15 protein-coding genes and 1 pseudogene are annotated in these 18,577 nt (G+C 52.5%); 5 read left to right on the forward strand and 11 right to left on the reverse strand.

Annotation, left to right across the window (positions count from 1 at the left end):
- Positions 1–11 precede the first annotated feature (11 nt).
- Positions 12–593 (reverse strand): NADPH-dependent FMN reductase, encoded by a 582-nt coding sequence (locus tag K3T82_RS01385; protein WP_220191716.1) that lies wholly within the window; start codon positions 591–593, stop codon positions 12–14.
- A gap of 318 nt (positions 594–911) precedes the next feature.
- Between K3T82_RS01385 and K3T82_RS01390 the strand changes: the two genes are divergently transcribed.
- Both K3T82_RS01390 and K3T82_RS49760 read left to right on the forward strand, forming a co-directional pair.
- Complete coding sequence (locus K3T82_RS01390; RefSeq protein ID WP_220191717.1) at positions 912–1,493, forward strand: TetR/AcrR family transcriptional regulator; 582 nt, start codon at positions 912–914, stop codon at positions 1,491–1,493.
- A 13-nt stretch (positions 1,494–1,506) separates the two neighbouring features.
- Positions 1,507–1,738 (forward strand): annotated as a pseudogene (locus K3T82_RS49760) (AAA family ATPase); the annotation flags it as partial.
- A gap of 462 nt (positions 1,739–2,200) precedes the next feature.
- On the opposite strand, the gene K3T82_RS01395 reads toward K3T82_RS49760, so the two are convergent.
- From K3T82_RS01395 to K3T82_RS01420, 6 genes are all read right to left on the reverse strand, one after another.
- Positions 2,201–2,851 (reverse strand): alpha/beta fold hydrolase, encoded by a 651-nt coding sequence (locus K3T82_RS01395; protein ID WP_220191718.1) that lies wholly within the window; start codon positions 2,849–2,851, stop codon positions 2,201–2,203.
- On the reverse strand, positions 2,848–3,012 hold the full coding sequence (locus K3T82_RS01400) for a hypothetical protein (RefSeq protein WP_220191719.1): 165 nt from the start codon (positions 3,010–3,012) through the stop codon (positions 2,848–2,850). Before K3T82_RS01400 ends, K3T82_RS01395 begins: the two co-directional genes overlap by 4 nt.
- A 26-nt stretch (positions 3,013–3,038) precedes the next feature.
- Positions 3,039–3,668 carry a TetR/AcrR family transcriptional regulator gene (locus K3T82_RS01405; protein ID WP_220191720.1) on the reverse strand — a complete coding sequence of 210 codons (630 nt, stop codon included), beginning with the start codon at positions 3,666–3,668 and terminating at the stop codon, positions 3,039–3,041.
- 241 nt (positions 3,669–3,909) lie between these two features.
- Positions 3,910–4,902, reverse strand: coding sequence for a hypothetical protein (locus K3T82_RS01410; RefSeq protein ID WP_220191721.1), 993 nt, complete (start codon positions 4,900–4,902; stop codon positions 3,910–3,912).
- A 128-nt stretch (positions 4,903–5,030) separates the two neighbouring features.
- A complete protein-coding gene (locus K3T82_RS01415) occupies positions 5,031–8,165 on the reverse strand; it encodes a winged helix-turn-helix domain-containing protein (RefSeq protein ID WP_220191722.1) in 3,135 nt (1,044 codons plus the stop codon).
- Between the two features lie 244 nt (positions 8,166–8,409).
- Positions 8,410–8,931, reverse strand: coding sequence for an Lrp/AsnC family transcriptional regulator (locus K3T82_RS01420; RefSeq protein ID WP_220191723.1), 522 nt, complete (start codon positions 8,929–8,931; stop codon positions 8,410–8,412).
- A 90-nt stretch (positions 8,932–9,021) separates the two neighbouring features.
- On the opposite strand from K3T82_RS01420, the gene K3T82_RS01425 reads away from it, so the two are divergent.
- Both K3T82_RS01425 and K3T82_RS01430 read left to right on the forward strand, forming a co-directional pair.
- Entirely contained in the window at positions 9,022–9,954 is a 933-nt protein-coding gene (locus K3T82_RS01425) for an EamA family transporter (protein ID WP_236030930.1), read from the forward strand.
- A gap of 26 nt (positions 9,955–9,980) precedes the next feature.
- Positions 9,981–10,931, forward strand: a complete 951-nt coding sequence (locus K3T82_RS01430) for an LLM class F420-dependent oxidoreductase (RefSeq protein ID WP_220191724.1) — start codon at positions 9,981–9,983, stop codon at positions 10,929–10,931.
- Between the two features lie 747 nt (positions 10,932–11,678).
- Here the strand turns inward: K3T82_RS01430 and K3T82_RS01435 are convergent.
- Positions 11,679–13,721 (reverse strand): PAS domain S-box protein, encoded by a 2,043-nt coding sequence (locus tag K3T82_RS01435; RefSeq protein WP_220191725.1) that lies wholly within the window; start codon positions 13,719–13,721, stop codon positions 11,679–11,681.
- 837 nt (positions 13,722–14,558) lie between these two features.
- Between K3T82_RS01435 and K3T82_RS01440 the strand changes: the two genes are divergently transcribed.
- Positions 14,559–14,849, forward strand: coding sequence for a UBP-type zinc finger domain-containing protein (locus K3T82_RS01440; protein WP_220191726.1), 291 nt, complete (start codon positions 14,559–14,561; stop codon positions 14,847–14,849).
- Between the two features lie 175 nt (positions 14,850–15,024).
- Here K3T82_RS01440 and K3T82_RS01445 read toward each other — a convergent pair whose 3' ends face one another.
- The 3 genes from K3T82_RS01445 to K3T82_RS01455 all read right to left on the reverse strand — a co-directional run bounded on the left by K3T82_RS01445 (position 15,025) and on the right by K3T82_RS01455 (position 18,571).
- Positions 15,025–15,288 carry a response regulator transcription factor gene (locus tag K3T82_RS01445; protein ID WP_220191727.1) on the reverse strand — a complete coding sequence of 88 codons (264 nt, stop codon included), beginning with the start codon at positions 15,286–15,288 and terminating at the stop codon, positions 15,025–15,027.
- Positions 15,289–15,799: 511 nt separating this feature from the next.
- The gene (locus tag K3T82_RS01450; protein WP_236030932.1) at positions 15,800–16,828 is read right to left on the reverse strand and encodes a CHAP domain-containing protein; all 1,029 of its coding nucleotides are present in this window, start codon (positions 16,826–16,828) and stop codon (positions 15,800–15,802) included.
- Positions 16,829–17,650: 822 nt separating this feature from the next.
- The gene (locus K3T82_RS01455; protein WP_236030934.1) at positions 17,651–18,571 is read right to left on the reverse strand and encodes an ABC transporter ATP-binding protein; all 921 of its coding nucleotides are present in this window, start codon (positions 18,569–18,571) and stop codon (positions 17,651–17,653) included.
- Positions 18,572–18,577: the final 6 nt, after the last annotated feature.

Below are 18,577 nucleotides of genomic sequence, written 5' to 3' on the forward strand. Positions count from 1 at the left end.
GATAGTTTTGGCTAATTTCGCGCAGTATCTACATATTCTGAGTGTAAAGCCTTCAAAGCATTCCCCCACGCTATAAGCTGGTCAAGCATAGCGTTGATGGATGTTTCTTGATGTGAGCGCGGCGTCAAAACGCTGTAATTCTTAAAGTCATGTGAGAAGGAGAGGCTCACCTGAGTTTGCACATCGGCGACTTGCAGTTCACCCATGATCAGCCTTAGATGCTCCACCGCAAGTCTGCCACCGTCAGCACCGTAGCTGACAAAGCCAGCCGCCTTGTTATTCCACTCTCTATAGAGATAATCAATCGCATTTTTAAGCGCGGCAGACGGCGCATGGTTATATTCCGGGGTTACAAAGATGTAGGCATCGAAGGAAGCAATCTTAGCAGCCCAGGCTCTGGTATGAGGGCGGGTATACTGCCCCATAGCTGCCGGTGTTGGCTCATCAAGAAGCGGCAAGTTGAAATCGTTGAGATCCACGAGTTCAACCATCGCGTCATTGCGCCTGGATGCTATCTGATAGACCCAGCGAGCAACGGTCTCAGCATTGCGAAATGGGCGCGTACTCCCAATGATAATGGCTATCTTGATCATGCGTTTACTCTTTACTCCTTTTACTTCTATATTTGCTCCAGTCGCCATAAAGGGGATCAGAAGAGGTGCAGTTCAATTGTTTACCCTCCCTCGTCTCCTCCATGTGCATCCTAATAATCAACACCTTTTGTCTAAACAAAAGTTGTTGGTTATAATACTAACGCGGAATCAAGAGAGCAATCAACGGGCAATTTTGCGTTATTGTTGTGTAAACAACATAGGAAAGAAGATTGTCGAGAAAGTTTGTAAAGAACGACGTATCTCCAAGGATTGAGAGACTGTCAACAGATATACAAGGATGATAAGGAGTCAATTTCTATGGCGAGAATAGAGAAGAGCGTGGACCCTCGCGTAAAACGAACACGTCAACTCTTGCAGCAGTCCTTTCTGGAACTGTTGCAAGAAAAAGGGTTTGCGTCAGTCACGATTCAGGATATTACGGAGCGGGCAACCATCAACCGTGCCACCTTTTATGCCCACTACACGGACAAATATATGTTGTTGGATGCCACTTTTCGTCAACAGATCCAGGAAGTAATAGCGAGCAAACTTTCTCCATCGTCAGGTGGAGGGATGCAAGACTTGCGCATTCTCATAAAGGTGGTTCTTCTGTATCTCGACGAGTTTTATCGCCATTGTGGGCCAAAAGATTTGCGGTATCTCGAATGGATTGTACAAGAGGAAGTTGCGACAGTCCTCCTGCGCTGGCTCAAACAAACAAAAAAAGCGGGGAGCAGTTCCCGGATTCCTAAAGAAACGCTGGCATCAGCGATGAGTTGGGCGATTTTTGGCACAGCTGCTGGATGGTGCCTGGACAAAGGCTCCCTTTCAGTAGAAGAGATGGCTAATCATATCCTGTTGGCTCTCTCTGAAGGAGGAACATACATACAAGAAAGCTAGGAGTGACGAGAATCATCACAAAAATAAGCACACGGTTGGGCTCAAGGAGTGGTTGGCGCTGATCTGGGTTCCTCCCCCTGGCGCTCGTTCCTCAAGAAGAGCAGGCAAGCCTGGAGATGCTCTGCGCCTAACTGACTCCTGAAGCCAGAGCCATTCGTTGCTTGCAGCGGCGGATGGATCGTCAGCGGCGAGCTGCCAACCCGGAACATTATGACGAGAAAGGATGCATCAACCAGCCGTATAAGGTGCGGAGGTGCGCCTGCGGGCAGCACACGAGCGTACCACACAACGTGCGAGAGAGGGGCAGACAATGCCCTGAAGCTTAAGTCTGACTCGAGCCTAAGCGCGTCTGCCCGAAAGTCCGGAGAAACCACCACGAGAGCCAGCTCTTCTCCTTTAGCAAGAAGAACTGGAAGCGTGGGCCAAACCTCTGGAACCACTGCTGCTTGAGCACGGGGAGCTTTCAGTGATCTGTGGCAAAACGACTCAAGGGAGCATCCAGCATGCGCAAACACTGCAAAAGCTGGCACCTTTCTCTCCAAACCCAATGAAGAGGCGATGAGGGATCAAAGATCTGTTTGAGGATTCCCATACAGGCGCGGACCTGGACAAAAATGGCGACTTCTGCCATCCAGCATAGGATGGCAGGCTTGGATTCCGGCGTAATCCTGATTGAAGCAGATGTTTGCTCCATACAACGAAGGAACCTATTGTTGCTTAAGGGCATTTCTCTGATCGCCAGCTTGGCATCGGTGGACGAATGATTCAAGTAATCGTGCAAGCGTTGCCGGCTCCTTGAAAGGGAGCAAATGGGTATTGTCCATCCAAGAAAGAGCGAGTCTTGGGAACGCTTGGGCCAATTGCTCTCCACCAGCTCGCCATAAAGCATTGTTTTGCTCGGCACGCTCCCCCTTTTCCCCAGCACTTTTCGTTGCCAGAACCAGTTCCACAGGACAATCAAGCTGGTCATAGACTGCAAGAAGCCGCTCGCGGCGTTTATTGACCTCAATGGTGAGAGTCGCAAACTCGGAAGGTGTGAGGCGATACCCCATGCCAACCAGATCCAGGAGCAACGGCCCGATGCGCATCATCGGTGTATTGAGTCGGCGTCTCACATCCTCAGGATCCTTGACAAGATTGACCGGCACCGCACCATCAATGAGAAACAGTCCTGCCACCTCTCCCGGATGGCTCGCCGCATACCAAACAGCCAGATCTGCCCCCAGAGACCAACCGACCAGAATGGGCCGATCTCCAGCAACCGTACCCATCATGGTCTCTGCATCCGTCATGAAACTCTCCAAGGAGGTATTATGTGAAATGGTGGTTTTCCCATGGTTGCGAAAATCGAAGGTCACAAGCCGATACTGCCCCTGAGTTCACCAATGATTCGTTTCCAAGCTACTTGTGTTGCTCCACCACCATTGAAGAATAGGAGCGTTTGTCCCTGACCGATCTCGCTGACTGCGAGTTGTACCTCTCCATTTGGAACCTTGTAGCGTTTTATCTGCGTTTTCATGCTCTCGCACCTCTCTTTTTTCACCTTCAAAACAAGCTCTGGAACAGGGCCTGCAACCCAAAATCAAACTCGCGATCAGGATTCCACTGCGTAATTTCCGGCAACAACGCGTGAAGCGTTGGGTAGTGCTCTGCCGGAAATTGCTGCCACACCATTGGACCATTTGGTCCACGCTCCAGATCAGCCATGGGAGGTGTCCCCGTCTCAATCCAGGTGTGTCCAACAATAAACCCTACAAGACACTGTAATGCATAGATTGCCTGAACTCCTGTGATCTGCGCGCGCTGGATTGTCGCCAGAAGTCGGTCAAGAATCACTAGCGAGGCCTTGGTCCGTAGCGGGCTCGTCGCCACCAACGGAAGTACGCGTGGATGGGCGCGTAAGACGTCGCGGAAAGCGTGGGCAAACGCCCACAATTCCTCACGCGGTGTCCCGTCGAATTGCTCAGGGGATGGACTCTGAATAACGAGCAGTTCGATGACCCCATCAAAGAGCGCCCGTTTATTCTCAACATGGTTGTACAACGCCATTGCCTCGACACCTAACATGGCTCCAAGTTTACGCATGCTAAAGCCTTCCAGACCCTCTTGATCAATCAAGTGTAAAGCCGCCTCCAGCACCCGTTGGCGTGTGAGTGGTACATCATTTTTCGGCATGCTTCTCACCCTCTCATTTACGTTGTATATTTACATTGTAAATATACAACGTAAATGAGAGGGTGTCAAGGAGCGTCTTTTTTCTTAAAAAAAGATGAATATCACTTGTTGAGGCAAATGCATGGCTAGATATGAACACATTCGGTTGGTATAGAGTCTCAACGCATCCAACTATTGCAGCTTTTTAATCATTATGATGTATCCACACTTGAATTCTTTTTTTCTTTCTATTCACTCGCTTTTAGCTGGTGGTTGTAAGGACAACCTTGCGGTTACGAATCTGGACCCAAAGCCACCCTAAGAAGATCACCATCAGGAGCCCCATGACTGCCAGGGCGACTCTCTCAACAACCGTTTTGCTAAACAGCAGGGCGCCAACGGCTGAGTGAGCTATGAGCATACCACTGACCAGGGCCAGCAGATGACGGTCATTCCAAGAAGACGAACGTGCCCAATCCACGAAACGCCAGATCAGAATCAGGGCTATGACGGGTGGTGCCAGGAGCGGAACTAGAACCAGAGGAAATTGCGTCAGCATTGGAAAGGGACGCCAGAGTAGCGCTGGAATGCCCAGAGCGAGAAACGCACTCATTCCACTAAAGAGCAGGATGCCAAAGGGCTTTGGGAACTGGTCAGAACGTTGAGTCCGCGGGCGCTGCCTGGGCAGCAGAAACAGTGCATTCACCACAAGCATAAGCGCGATCACGATGACCACGCCCGATACCAGAGGAGGCACGCTGTAGGAAGAGATGGTTCTGGCAAAGAAGGCAAGTAGGACAACGCCAAGAATATACCAGACAGAGGTGGCAACCAGGCCAAATCTGCCGAGAGAAGGAAGCGCGCGTTGCGCTGGGAACAAGAATTCGGCGAGGACAATTGGAATGGCTACACTCCAAAGCGGATGAATCCAGGTAAGAACGACAGAGGTATAGACCCAGTTGACCCCAAAGAAACGAGCACCCCACAGAGCAACCGTTGCGTAGGTGGGATCAAACAGGCTTTGCAACGCCAGCCCCTCCTCAACGAGTCCATAGGCAACACCCATGAGGAGGATACTTGCCCACCCTCGATGTCGGCGGCGTACCAGTTCTCGGATGAGCAGGGCACCTGGCCCATAGATCACGAGATCCACCAGGAGAAGGCCCGGCTGAGTTATGGGGGTCGAACCCGAAAGCACTTCGGCAACCAGTGGTGCTATGACAATCAGCACCAGCACAAACAACCATCTTTGCATTCAATGACTCCTTTTGCATGAGAGAAATACCTGCTGTTAGCATAGGAAATCTCTGCATAGGAGACATCCCCCTGCAGGATGGTTCCAGGGGTGGTTTGCGTGACGGGATAGAGCGCCAGAAGGCCATATCAGAGGAGTTGGAGACGACGAGCGGTCAGCCTTGCCTGTAAGCGTGTATTGACCCCGAGTTTCCGATACAGGTGTTTGATATGATCCTTCACAGTATTGATTGACACAACGAGTACTTCGGCAATTTCCTGATTGCTGTGTCCAGCAGCCAGGAGTCCAAGCACTCGTTGCTCCTGCCGTGAAAGGGGCTCAGCAATGATGCCTTCGCCTGAGGCGCGGCAGGCCTCCATTTCTTCATCAGAAAATTGGATCATCTGCAAGATGCTCAGCGCATACGAATGCAATGCTGGTTCTCGGAGTGTGGGCAGAAGCTGGCGTAACAGGTGTGCGAGTGGCTCTCCTTCAGAGAGAAACGGGCGTATGAGGTTCTGATGATGCGCCTGTGAGAGGGCCTGGCGTAAGAAATGCATAGCCGGCTTCTGATCGGCGGCGTCTGCGCAGGCGAGAGCCAGAAGAAGCTGGATCATGAGGTGCTCACGTGGTGCCTTTACCTCTGTCAGCAGGTGCTCAAGCTGCTGACGTGCAATCTCGGGCTGGTTCCGCGCAAGTAAGAGACGCGCTTGAAAGATCCTGGTAGCCATCCGCTCTTGCAGCTCTGGCATCTGGAGAAAGAGCTGTGCGCTCTGAAGGTTGCCAACTTGAAGCTGGCAGTGCGCAAGGAGAAGATACACCTCGGACAGCAATTGAACGGCTTCGGATGTTGGGGCTAATTGAAGGCGAACCTGCAGGGCAGCCAGACGCCCCGTGGCGGAGGGAAACTCTCCTCGTGCGAGAAGCAAGCATGCCAGTTGGAAATCTGCCTGATGGAAGAAGTCTGGCGTTCCCTCTCCAGCAACGGTTATGGCTTCATGTGCCTGCCTCTCTGCTGAGGGCAGATCATTCCATTCTAACGCCATCCGAGAGAGGCCTAGCCGGGCTGCCGCGATGAGTTGACGATCCTGTGGCAGACATGCATCGGAAATAGCCTGCTGATAGTACTCGTGTGCCTGATGCAGTTCAAAAAGAACCTCGCTACAGATCCCCAACATGAGCAGCAGGCTCCGCGTCAACGATCTTCCCCCATCAAGGCGGCTCCGTTCACAAGCTTGTAAGAAGGATGACCGAGCTTCTGCCCAGCACCCAGATGACATCTGTGCTGTTCCAACAATAAAGAGACAGATGCCACGAAACATACGCAAGCGGCGATGGGCGCCGTCATCTTTCAACCCAGCCAGGGCCTCCCTGGCATAGTCGACCGCCTCTCCAAACCGGCCTTTCCTCCAGGAGCACAGAGCGTGGAAAGCATCGATCAGGCCGAGAAATGTCGCCATTCCACGGTTTTGCCAGCCTTCCCTGGCCATGTGGAGCAGTGCTACGATGCGCTCCCGAGTGCAAGAAGAAGGGTCAGGTTCTCGCAACTGGAGGCCGAGGGCAGAGAGCCAGCAAAGCATGGGATGAGCGCGCAAGACGATTTCCGGTAGGGGAGAAAGCCACCGGAAGAGGGTGTGTGCATCGGAGATCTGTCCCTGGGCATCGACCTGCTCGGCAAGCCGTGCAGCGTGCTCAAAATCGTGTGCATAAAGAGCAGCCTCTATGGCCTCTACCATCATCATCTGCTGCTCATACCAAAAGCTTGCACGTAATGAGCACGCTCGTAGGGTGGCTTCGCCCAGGCGCACCTCGGCTTCGCGGCGCATCGCTTCTGCAAAGAGTCCATGATAGCGGTACCACACCCATAATGTCTGTTGCAGGTGAGCCGCTCCGGTTTCAACGCGCTCCAGAAACAATCCAGCCGTATAGGCAGCTTCGAGCAGTTCATTACCACTCGCTTCATTGATGACCATCTGACACAGAGATGCATTAAGATAGGGAAGCACACTGGTTTGAAGGAGAAAACGCTGGAGTACCTCTGGCTGGGCCTGTAAAATTTCCGTCACGAAGTATTCCAGGATTGGCTGAGGTGCCTCATCGAGATTTCTCCTCATTGCTGCTTTTCCACCCACACCTTGTAGGGAGAGGAGGCTGGAAGCAACCTCGGATGCACTCCGTTTTCCTTGCTGCGTGTAGGCAAAGAGGCGCAGCCCGGTTACCCAGCCCGAAAGGTGAGCATCAAGTTGGCTGAGTACTTCCTCCGAGAGAGAGGGCACACCTGCCTCTCGCAGAAAGGCGGCTGTCTCTTCCAATGAGAAGCGTAGATCGGTGGCCCCCAATGAGAAGAGGGTCCCTTGAGCACGCCAGCGCAAGAGCGGCAAGGAGGGCTGAGATCGCGAAAGGAGCACCACTCGCAAACAAGGGGGCAGATGGTCGAGAAAAAAGGTCATGGTCTCATGGAGGCATGGGAGTGTAATGGTGTGATAGTCATCCAGAATGAGTAGCGTATCTGGGAGGTCATGAGAAACCTCGTGGAGGAACGATGCCACAATCGTCTCAAGTGGAGGAACCTGAAAAGGTGGCTCTTCTGCCTGGGAAAGCTGAGTGAGGGCAGCTTGACCTACTGTGATCCCCTCGCTCTGGCAAGCTCGAATGAGAGAGCACCAGAAACGGATTGGATTGTTCTCACCAGCATCAAGGGAAAGCCAGGCCACATGGGGAAAGTGCTCATGTGAACGCAGCTCCTCAATCCAATGTGTGATAAGTATTGTTTTGCCAAAGCCAGCAGGAGCTTGCAGCAGCGTGACGGGGTAGAGTAGGCTGCTCTGCAGGCGTGTCAACAAGGCTTTTCGCTCCACCAGCAAAGCGGGTAGGCGCGGAGGCTGCATCTTTGAGAAAAACAGCAGGGAATCTTGTGAGGAAGGCTGTACTGGTTCAGATTGATGAGGCAGAGGAGAAGAGGCTTCTGGGAAAGAAGGCACGTCGAGCAGGCTACGCGTGACTTCTTCTAAGCGAGCAAGAGAAAGATCTTTTGTCTTGCCTGCATAGCGCTTCACCAGGTACCCATGCAGGCGTCGATAGGCATACCAGTAGGTGCTCCCTCGTTGCACAGTCTGCTTGCGAAAGGTACACTTATTTCCATCACGGCTGCGAAAGGAAAAGGAGGAAATGGACTCCAATACATTGAGGTTGAATGCCTGTGTGCCAGCGACCCTATCAAGAGCAAGCTCATACCTTTGTGTCTGCTGAGACCACCAGAGCTGTGAGCGGACAAATCTAGGCATACATGCTTCTTTCTACGAGCAAGAATGTTCAGATGGTTTAGTTGCCTAACACGCTCCCAAGTATAGCATATCTCTTCTGTTAGGCAACTAAACTATAAGCCGGGAGGGGTCTTTCACATGCTCATAATCAGCCTCTACATGAGACATATGACTCTGCTACTCTCGCCTTTTCTCTCTTTCCTTGTTCCTCTCAAAGCCTGCTTGCTTCAGATATGATTGCAGCTCTCAAATAGCGAGAATCGCATTAGTTGCTGGTTTCCTCAAGCCATAGATCTTCTGGGAAAGGAGGCGGGCGCAGCGGCACCGGAGAAGATTGGATGAGGGAGGTTGTCGTGGAGCCATACAAGAGGAAGCTGTCGAGCAAGCGGTCAAGCTGATCAATAGCAGGAATATACGCTTTCACAATAAAGCAGTCCTCGCCCGTGATGCGATGGCATTCAACAACCTCAGGAATCTGTTGTGCCAGTTCCGCAATCCTTGGAAGCTGTCCTGAATTGGGACGGATGCGTATATAGGCTGCAATCGGCAGCCCAAGCGCCGCTGGATTGAGATCCAGCCGGTAGCCACGAATAACCCCCACTTCCTCCAGTCGGCGAACCCGTTCAGTTACGGCAGGTGATGACATTCCAATTCGGCGACCCAGTTCTGACATTGTCAGCCTCGGCTCACGCTGCAATTCTTCCAGGACTCGCTTGTTCACTGCGTCAATTACCCCAGAGGAAGCAGTGTAAGTAAAAAGCTTTTTTCCCTTTAAATCTTGAGCCATAAGGCAGCTATCTCCTTGATATTCCCATGTACTTTCACCTATTCCCCATTGTATCATACGAACAAGAGCGAAAAACCCGGAGGTGATGCCATGCTGCAGCACGAGCGCAAAATGACGGTAACCAGGAAGATTCCGCCTCACGTTTTCTTTTTCGTGAGCGCCGTCTTCCATTACCTGGGACCATCATTTGCGGTATTGCTCTTCTCCTATGCCTCAGTGCTTGGCGTGGCCTGGTTGCGCATCGCCAGTGCCGCCATCGTGTTTGCGGTCTGGCGACGGCCCTGGCGTATCTTCCCCCAGATGCCTTGGGCAAAACAGCGCACATTGCTAGCGCTCGGCATCGTTCTCGGCTTGATGAACGTCTGTTTCTACCTGGCGATTGCTCGCCTCCCTTTGGGTACGGTGGGAGCTATCGAGTTTCTTGGCCCGATTGCACTAGCCGCCCTTGGTGCACGGACGCGCAGAAATATCGTCGCGTTGTTGCTCGCCATCGGTGGTGTGTGGTTGCTCACCGATGTACGCTTCAGCGGGCAGCCGCTGGGCTTCCTGTTCGCCTTCGCCAACTGCGCACTCTTCATACTCTACGTCATGCTCGGCCACCAGATCGCCCAGGATGGTGACGCTGCTGGTATTGATCGCCTGGGGGCAGCTATGCTCATCGCGCTCATCCTCATTACTCCGTTGGGGTTGGGCGGCGCGCTGGCAGCTCTGACAAATCCTCTCTTTGTTCTGGCCGGTATTGGCGTGGGGATTTGCTCGTCGGTCATTCCCTATGTCTGCGATCAATTAGCCATGGCTCGCTTATCACAGGCTACATTCGCGTTGCTCCTCTCCCTGCTACCTGCGTCTGCTACGGTGATCGGCGTCGTGGTGCTCCGCCAGATTCCCAGCGTGCTTGAAATCGCGGGGATTCTCCTGGTCGTAAGTGGCATAGCTCTCCACCGGGAAGCAGAGGCTCAGCCCAGAAAGCAGGGAACAAAACCACAGCTTCGAAAAAGACGAAACGTAGCAAAAGATCAGTAGCAAAGAAAGGAAGGAGTAATCATCCTATGGCGCTCCAATTTGGTGTGCTGATTCCCCAGGGCTGGACCATGGATCTGGCACCCATCCATGATCCTGTGGAAGCCTACGAAACGATGACACGGGTGGTTCAAACCGCTGAAGAGGTAGGGTTCGCTTCCGCCTGGCTCGTTGACCACTTTCATACGATTCCCTCTCCCTCGCAGGAAGTGACGTTTGAATGCTGGACAAGCACTGCGGCTCTGGCGCGTAGTACCCGGACTATCCGCATCGGTCAGATGGTCACCTGCAATGGCTATCGTCACCCGGCATTGCTGGCAAAAATGGCCAGTACGGTCGACATCCTCAGTCACGGACGGCTCACGTTCGGCATTGGGGCAGGTTGGTACGAGCACGAGTATCGGGCCTATGGCTATGAATATCTCGACGCCCCAACGCGACTGCGCTCTCTTCGTGAAGCCCTCCAGATGATTCTGACCATGTGGACCCAGGAGGAAGCAGTCTTTGAGGGGACGTATTACCAGCTGCGCAAGGCGATCAATCAGCCCAAAGGGGTGCAGAAACCACATATCCCGCTTCTCATCGGCGGAAGTGGCGAACAGGTAACATTGAAGCTGGTGGCACAGTACGCCGATGCGTGCAACGTGGGCAGTGATCCTGCCACCGTGAAGCAGAAGTTGTCCGTCCTCAAACAGCATTGCGAGCGCATGGGACGTAACTACGAGAAGATTCATCGCACGTCGAGTACCATCTGTCTTCTCGCCGACAGCGACGAACAAGCGCTGGAGCAGCTTTCTGCTGATCGCAAGGCCAGGTTGGGAAACGCCGTGCAGACGGCCTTGATTGGCAGTCCTGAGACCGTTCGAGAACGGCTAGCCGCCTATGAAGCAGCAGGCGTGCAGGAGTTGGTGCTACGCTTTGTGGATGGGACCAATCTAGAGGCTCTTCGCCGCTTCGCCAGAGCGTTCATCGCAAAATGAAACGGCTGTTCTGGCAACGGCGCGAGGTAGAACATGCACAGGAGGATCCCATGAGTCGTCCTTGACGCATAGGTGCATCCCGTGGGATCTTCAGCTCCAAGATCCAAATGGATACAAACGGGCATTCCTGCAGTGCAGAATCACGTCCCTGAAACAGAACGAATGCTAGAAATGGCACAGAAGTTGGAAGGATTGGGCTCGCATTTGAACAGATTCTGAGTTATTATTCCCTAATGCCCTATTGTAGGCAGTACAGCCTCCCTCAAGAAGAACTAGAAGAGGAGAACGTGATAGCCTACTCACTCAATGCACTTCTCGGGAATGACACGCTTGTCGTCGTTCAGAGGCTCTATCCTGTTGCTCAAGTGGTGCGGCTGCATTGCGGATTACAAATACTCCCATTAACCAGAGCATTTACAGCAGAACTTCGGGCCCACTCTTCGGCAGAGCAGAAACATCATTGGGAAGAAGAGAAAAAACGAAGGGGGCACCTTCCTATTTGGGAGCGATGGCTGATATTGTCGCTGATCTCGCTCGTCAACGCTCAGTGCTAGCTCCTGTGGCCTATGTAGAAGCTGAGTTCTTTGCAGATACGGGAGGCCAGAGTGCTATCATCTGGCAGCAAAGGCAGCTCGTCCTGGCTCTCCAAGAAGACAGCATAGGACCCACCAATACAGCCTTGCGATACCTGAGAGTCCAAGCAAGCAACCAAAATAGCTGGTTCGATGAGTTTTCCATTTTTCTCTTTCACTGTAGGACAGATTCAAGGCAGGGAAGCGAGAAGAAGAACGTTGAGCCGACCCCTTCCTCGGATTCGAAGCTGATGTGTCCTCCATGCCGTTCAATCAGTTCCCGGCACAGATAGAGACCCAGTCCTGTTCCACGGATGCCAGCGGCACGCGCATTCTCGGCACGGACAAACCGTCCAAAGAGGTGTGCTTGCTGAGTACGTGGAATCCCCATCCCCCAATCGCGGATACGAAAACGGACTTCATGTGTCTCTGTATGTTCCTCTAGCGCCACCTCGATGAGCCCACCGCCTGGACTGTACTTTATAGCATTGGAAACGAGATTAGAAATTACCTGCTCGATCCGCACGGCATCAACCTTTACCCACAACTGGGGAAGAGTGGTTTGGAAAGCAAGCTGATGTCGGTCTGTGGTGGCCTGGAGCCGCTTGATCACCTTCCGTGTGAGGATAACCAGATCGGTCGAGCATCGTTCTAGCGAGAACAGGTCTGCCTGGATCCGCGTCACATCCAACAGATCTTCCGTAAGGCTGGCTAATTGCCACGAGGCAAGCTTCATCTCCTGCACCTTTTCACGCTGCCACTCGTCTAACCCATGCTCCTCCCCACGTGCTGCGCGCGCGAGCAGGCGATCTGCATAGCCTGCAACAATGGTCACAGGAGTGCGCAGTTCATGCGTTGCCAGGCTGATGAACTGATCCTTGAGCCTTTCTGCTTCTTTGAGGGCACTCACGTCCTGATAGACCACCAGAACCACCCGCTCTACAGAAGGAAACTCCAGTGTCATCTCCTGGGGAAGGCGAGGAAGCAGAGAGAGACTCGTAAAGGGGATCGCATCCACCATGACCGGAAGACGGGTACCATCAGGTCGGCAAATTACCAACTGGCGATAGAGTACGGGTTCACCAGAGGCCATGGCACGCCTGCCGGTCAAGTCTTCCAGGGGAAGCGGTTGCCCACTGGCGGTGAAAAGATGGATGCCTTGCTGTTGAAGAAATTCCTCCTGAGGTTGGCCTCGTGCCCATTCCGCACCCCAGAGAGCCGCCGCCGCATTATTGGCCATCAGTAAGCGCAATTGAGGCCCTTGCACCAGGAAGATTCCATTGGGTAAACAATCCAGGATCAATTGCAAGACATTTAAGCGTGCATCCATCTCGGCATGAGCCTCTTGCTCCAGATGTTCCAGGCGGCGGCGCTCAGTCACATCACGATTAATTTCCAAAATAGCGGAAGGCACTCCCTGATCATCGCGCACGAGCACCTGGCGGCTTTCGACGATCACCCGCGCCCCATCTCGGCACGTGTGGTTGAGCTCTCCTTGCCACTGGCCGTGCTGCAGTAGGGTCTGATCAAGCGCCTTCTGCGTGCTGGGGAAACGCGTCTGGAGCAGCGAATGGGAGACCTTGCCCATGGCCTCCTGAGCTGTCCACCTGTAGAGGTGCTCAGCCCCCTCGTTCCAAGAAACAATTCTGCTCTCTGCATCGCGTACCAGGATCGCATCATGGGCCAGGCTGATGAGTTTGTCCTGCTGGCGCAAGCGCTGGGAGATCCGCATGCGCTCACGTTCCACATCACGTAGAGCAGTCATATCGCGGACAGCACCCATTACATACAACGTACGCTCGATCCGAATGGGTCGCAGGCTAATTTCAACGGGAAACTGGCCGCGATCTTTGCGTTGACCTACCAGGTCGGGTCCGGAGCCCATCAGGCGAGGATGTGCTGCCTGCATGTAGCGGGTTCGCTTGCCCACGTGGCCCGCGCGCAGATGCTCAGGAAGAAGGCATTCAATTGGCTGACCAATCAGTTCGTCATGGCCATATCCAAACAGCAGTTCCAACTGCGTATTAACCAGGACAATCACGCCTTTTGTATCAACCACAATTAGTGCATCTGGAGAGAGCTCAAGAAAGGCTCCCAGTATGTTCAACGTCAGCAAAAACGAGATCATCAGCTCGGCATTGTCTGGCTGGATCGGCAGTTCCCCGGATGTTCTATCTTGTTTCTCTGGATGGAGGTTAGGGTCTTGTGAATTCATCATCGAAGACACCTTCTTTCTCTGGAGAGATTTTGTTTCTTGATAGTCCTCCCTTTGACTTCTCGTGAGCCTATGGCCAATGTTCTGCATCTGCAGGTCGTATAATCAGTACAGTCAACCCAAATATTGGCCTCAGTTGGGGGACTCTGCATACCAACGCCACTATTGATGATGCTCGATGAGCACCTTACACAGGAGAAAAGCTGAACACTCAACGCCAATCCAGTTCGTGCCCGATAACAACATCTAAGAAAATTGACAAATTCCCTCCAATGTTGTTTCGAACTACTAACCCATGCATCCACAACAATGGCAACGCACCTTCCTCTATCATGATAGTACATAGATAGAAGAAAAGCGCTTTGGGGCATCACTTCCTTGACGACAAACTGACATATGAGTGTCCGGGAAAGGTGGATTGAGGGTTGGGAGGAGAGCTCCTCTCTTTCTCAGGCAGGCGGCATGTTTCCTCATGCTTACCTCTTTATTATTTAAAACGCACTTATTATTGCAGAAATACTGTATTTAAAGAAAAGGACAAGATTATACACTATCTAGAAAAATATTCGATGTGGCGCAATGTGAAAAGCAACGAGTTACATGAGTATTCTCTACTGCTCGGTGTAGTGAGGGTAATCGGGATAATTTAGCTTGGACCACCCTGCTCAAGCGGGTTCACGTTCCTTAATAGAGGCTCTTTCCCAGCAGGCTATAATATGCCTGTCACCACCTTGTTCTGGGCACCCCTCTACGGCTAAATGCTAGAGGCTTATCAAGCAACACGATACCTAATAATGTATACTAGGAACACTGAAAAAGGAATGTGAAAGGAAATAGCATATGGCTCTACAGTGTACGCATCTGGAGCAAATAAAAAAAGTGACGCCTAGTGCAAATGGATGCGAGGAATGCTTAAAAACAGGAGACACGTGGGTGCATCTTCGCCTCTGTCTTTTGTGCGGACATGTCGGGTGTTGTGATTCCTCAAAAAATAAACACGCGACCAAGCATTTTCACACGACAACGCATCCACTCATAGCTTCGCTTGAGCCGGGAGAGAATTGGGGTTGGTGTTATGTCGATGAGGTGGTTTTCGAATTCGAGGATGAAGAAGAGCAGGAGAAGGATTGAAATCCATGCGAGATGAGGAAGCACGTTTGTGCCCCATCGGAAGAGAACTGCTCCCTCTCCCCTGGGGCTACTTTTTGCACACTATTGTACGAACCATTGAGTCGCAATGATAAATGCGCCCAACGAAAGAGGCACCTCTCTTCTTCGAAGAGCCTCCTCGTTATTTTTGTAATGATCAAAGCGAGCCACTGGCTTCAATACAATTGTGAACATTGAGTTTGCGGTAGAAACCCTGAATATGGGTTTTCACGGTATTGTCTGAGATCACCAGTTCACGCGCAATCTCCGGGTTCGAACGCCCCACGACCAATAGACGCAGGACTCGTTTTTCCTGATCGCTGAACTCTTCCCAGGGAGGCTTCGCTACCCCTGGGAGGATTACCTCTTCGGCTGACCGAGTACCTGGCCCTTCGACAAATGCACGCAGGAGGATTTGCACTTAATCTGCTGAGAATGTTTAACAACCGTTTTCTGGCATAGCCCTTCATGTGCCGAAGTCAATAACCACACGACTATAAGAATTACTGAGAACCGTCGCTTTGTGCCCTGGAGCGCAAAGAATAGGTTATCCTCTCACGCGTTCTCACCTTGCTTCTCACCTTGCGGCCTCAGGTCGAGTAGTATCTGCGTTGGCCTGAGCAGATACTACTCGACCTGAGCCATCCCTCCATATCCCAACAATTCCTGCAACCCACAGGAGCCCCTCCTGTCCGAAGATACCGCAGAGCAAAACTGTGGCGCAAGACCAGAGGGGTGACCATGGGGTCATTTCCCCCTCCTCACTTGCGGAACTGGGTAAACACCATCGTCACCCCATTCTTAGTCAGCGACTGTTTTCCCTGAGAACCAAACAGAGGATCACCGACAGCCCTTCCTGGTCGCCTGAGCCATCTGCCTCAGATACATCTGAGGCAGATGGCTCAGGCACGTTGCTTGAGCATGGATAACTCTCAGAGGGTGATGAATGATACTCCTCCACCAGGAGAGAAATTCCAGTATGAAAGTATGCCAAAGCCACCTCCTCCTGCATACCAGTTGTAGTCGCTGGTATAGACGGTTCCATCTGAATTAATCTTCTCGACGATAGCAACGTGTCCATAGCCTCCGGCCCCCTGTATCCCTGGCTGCAACACAATAATCGCCCCAACCGTTGGACTACTGGAAACGTGCCAGTTATATGCAGCAGCCTGCCCAGACCATTGCCAGGCATCACCGGTCCAGGGAATCCAGACACCAGTAAGCTGATGAAAACGATAAGCGGCCCAGTAAGTACACTGCCCCTGGAAAAAGTGGTTACCCGAACCACCGAGAGTAGGTCCCTGGGTGACACCAGCATAGCTAGGGGTGCTGGGAGTGCTACCGTTCTTGGGCTGGGACCTAGGAGGCTCATACCCATCCTGTGTCACGGCCGTTGCTGTTGCCGCCTGCTGGGCTAACAACATGGAATTACTACTTTTTGAGTCAAAAACACCGCTTATGCTTTTAAATATACTGCCTGGTCCGTTATGTGCATCAACATCGCCAACCGTCGCGGCAGCAAGCAGTGTGCCAGCTATAATAAAGAGTAAGAACGCAGTGACCGTGACATGCAACAACAGGCGTTTTCCCCTTGGTTTTATACCTGTGCTATGTTTTCTTGACCCTTTAATGACCACTGGTACGCGCAATGCCGTCGTATTGCTCCTGGTTATTGGTAAACTACCCGTTTGTGCATCGGTAGAAAGTTGACGTGTTGCCTTGAGGCTGCTTGAGGGATCAGAAAATGCTTTCTTTACCTCAAGAGTCATGATAGGCCCGGTTTGCTGCTGAGACATTTCGGAGGATGCAGATGGTACCTGTGGTTTACCACCTGTTATATTGGGGAAAGGGAGTTGCTGCTCCACAGTAGATGACTGCTGGTTGAGAGAACCTGGCTTGAATGGACTAGAACCAACTGGTTGTTCCGCACTACTATCTGATCTGTGATCCAAAAACGACATACACTATTTCCCTTCAAACCTAAGGTGTCGTGAGGAAAACCGCAGACGGCACCAACACTTCAGTAGAGATCCGCCTCCTTTCTTGCTGTTCTAAAAGCTCAACTGCTTATATAAGGTCTGCCATTCAGCCCTAAGATTTGCATTGCAAACTTTCAAATCCGAAATTACAGCACGTCAGCATATATACTGACCTTATCCGGTCACCTACACATCGGTCAAATTGCATGTGTCTATACAGGACCTAAAGACTATGCCAAAATGTCATATCATAACTCACCTCTGCTCATCTAAGCCAGGAATCCTGTGAGTGTTACACAGAGAGTTCGGGAGTAGACCTGAAAGAAGGGCGTTTTTGTGGCACGCTATTCATTCGCCTGAGCGAAGATGCCTGAGAGGCTCAGACATCGAAACCATTGTGCTCAAAATCGATGTGTTGCGTAAGAGGAAAAATGGGAGAGGGTGCGATCACGATCCATGATTGCAACTTGAGAAGCGACAGAAGATTTACACAAATGGTTTTCTGTAGATCTTCTGTCTCTATTGATGAGGGTGCGCAGGAATATGAGAGGAGAAGTCATCGTTAGGTACAACGAAGACAGCATCCTCAGAAGTATCCACAGGTTTGACACGAAAGACCATGAGTGCAAGCAGAGTTATACGCTGAGGAATTTTTCTGTGCTCGCAAGCAAGTTGCCCATCTGATGCATACATTGGGTCTCGTAGCACATCAGCCCCGCTGGCAGATCAAGGGCACCAGAAGTGACACCAAGGTAGTGTTGGAGCCCAACCACTTGGATCACACCTTCATTCGGATCTTGCCGTTCAAGGGACCTGCGTGGGAGAAACGAAAGCCTCAGCCCTCTCTTCCGGCCCCATTGCTTCCTGGAAGAGCAGGTATGCTTCTTCCAGGGTAGGATGAGCCGGGATGGCCTGGGGATGCGGCTGATGCGCGGCCAAAATACGCATCTCGACGCGGCCACCGCGAGGAATCGCGCTGCTTACGCGATAACGTGCGCGCCAACGCTCGAATTCAGCCTGCGGAATGGTCAGTGTCCAGAGCGACCCAGCGGCGTCAGCGAGCAACGCCTCGGGCGTGCCTGTCCAGTTCAAGCGCCCCTGGTTTAGCAGGGCGAGATGGGTCGCCGTGACCTCGATATCGCTGATAATGTGCGTCGAGAGGATGACGATACGTTCGCCAGAGAGCGAGGGCAGCATTTCACGAAAACGGACACGTTCGGCTGGATCGAGGCCCACCGTTGGTTCGTCGAGCACGAGCAAGCGTGGTTCGTTCAGCAGCGCCTGGGCAATGCCGAGGCGGCGCACCATGCCTCCGGAGAAGGTTTTTAAGCGTCGGTCGGCATCTGCGGAGAGGCCAACCATCTCTAGTACAGCATCGATCCGCTGACGCAACTGCGTCCCACGCAAGCCCTTGAGTTCGCCAAGATAGCGGAGAAACATGCGTGCGCTGATCTGTGGATAGACGCCGAAGTCCTGGGGCACGTAGCCCAGCACACGGCGCACCATCTCGGGATGGCGAAGGATATTCTGACCATTCCACGTAATATGGCCCTCAGTGGGCCGTAGCAGCGTTGCCAGCATCTTGAGCAGTGTGGTCTTGCCTGCACCATTGGGACCCACCAGGCCCAGCACACCGGCCTCCATGCGCAGCGAGAACTCGCGCAAGGCCCAACGATTGCGCTCATAACGCTTGCTCACGGTATCGATAAAGAGCGTTGGCATCATCTTTTT

It is taken from the genome of Ktedonospora formicarum, from assembly GCF_016587355.1.
Lineage (GTDB): Bacteria > Chloroflexota > Ktedonobacteria > Ktedonobacterales > Ktedonobacteraceae > Ktedonobacter > Ktedonobacter formicarum.

What these genes read in the sequence shown, in the direction of transcription:
- K3T82_RS01405 (WP_220191720.1), bottom strand. Translation starts at nt 3,668, where the DNA reads ATGCCGAAAAATGATGTACCACTCACACGCCAACGGGTGCTGGAGGCG.
- K3T82_RS01430 (WP_220191724.1), top strand. Translation starts at nt 9,981, where the DNA reads ATGGCGCTCCAATTTGGTGTGCTGATTCCCCAGGGCTGGACCATGGAT.
- K3T82_RS01440 (WP_220191726.1), top strand. Translation starts at nt 14,559, where the DNA reads ATGGCTCTACAGTGTACGCATCTGGAGCAAATAAAAAAAGTGACGCCT.
- K3T82_RS01420 (WP_220191723.1), bottom strand. Translation starts at nt 8,931, where the DNA reads ATGGCTCAAGATTTAAAGGGAAAAAAGCTTTTTACTTACACTGCTTCC.
- K3T82_RS01455 (WP_236030934.1), bottom strand. Translation starts at nt 18,571, where the DNA reads ATGATGCCAACGCTCTTTATCGATACCGTGAGCAAGCGTTATGAGCGC.
- K3T82_RS01390 (WP_220191717.1), top strand. Translation starts at nt 912, where the DNA reads ATGGCGAGAATAGAGAAGAGCGTGGACCCTCGCGTAAAACGAACACGT.
- K3T82_RS01415 (WP_220191722.1), bottom strand. Translation starts at nt 8,165, where the DNA reads ATGCCTAGATTTGTCCGCTCACAGCTCTGGTGGTCTCAGCAGACACAA.
- K3T82_RS01425 (WP_236030930.1), top strand. Translation starts at nt 9,022, where the DNA reads ATGCTGCAGCACGAGCGCAAAATGACGGTAACCAGGAAGATTCCGCCT.
- K3T82_RS01450 (WP_236030932.1), bottom strand. Translation starts at nt 16,828, where the DNA reads ATGTCGTTTTTGGATCACAGATCAGATAGTAGTGCGGAACAACCAGTT.
- K3T82_RS01435 (WP_220191725.1), bottom strand. Translation starts at nt 13,721, where the DNA reads ATGATGAATTCACAAGACCCTAACCTCCATCCAGAGAAACAAGATAGA.
- K3T82_RS01400 (WP_220191719.1), bottom strand. Translation starts at nt 3,012, where the DNA reads ATGAAAACGCAGATAAAACGCTACAAGGTTCCAAATGGAGAGGTACAA.
- K3T82_RS01385 (WP_220191716.1), bottom strand. Translation starts at nt 593, where the DNA reads ATGATCAAGATAGCCATTATCATTGGGAGTACGCGCCCATTTCGCAAT.
- K3T82_RS01410 (WP_220191721.1), bottom strand. Translation starts at nt 4,902, where the DNA reads ATGCAAAGATGGTTGTTTGTGCTGGTGCTGATTGTCATAGCACCACTG.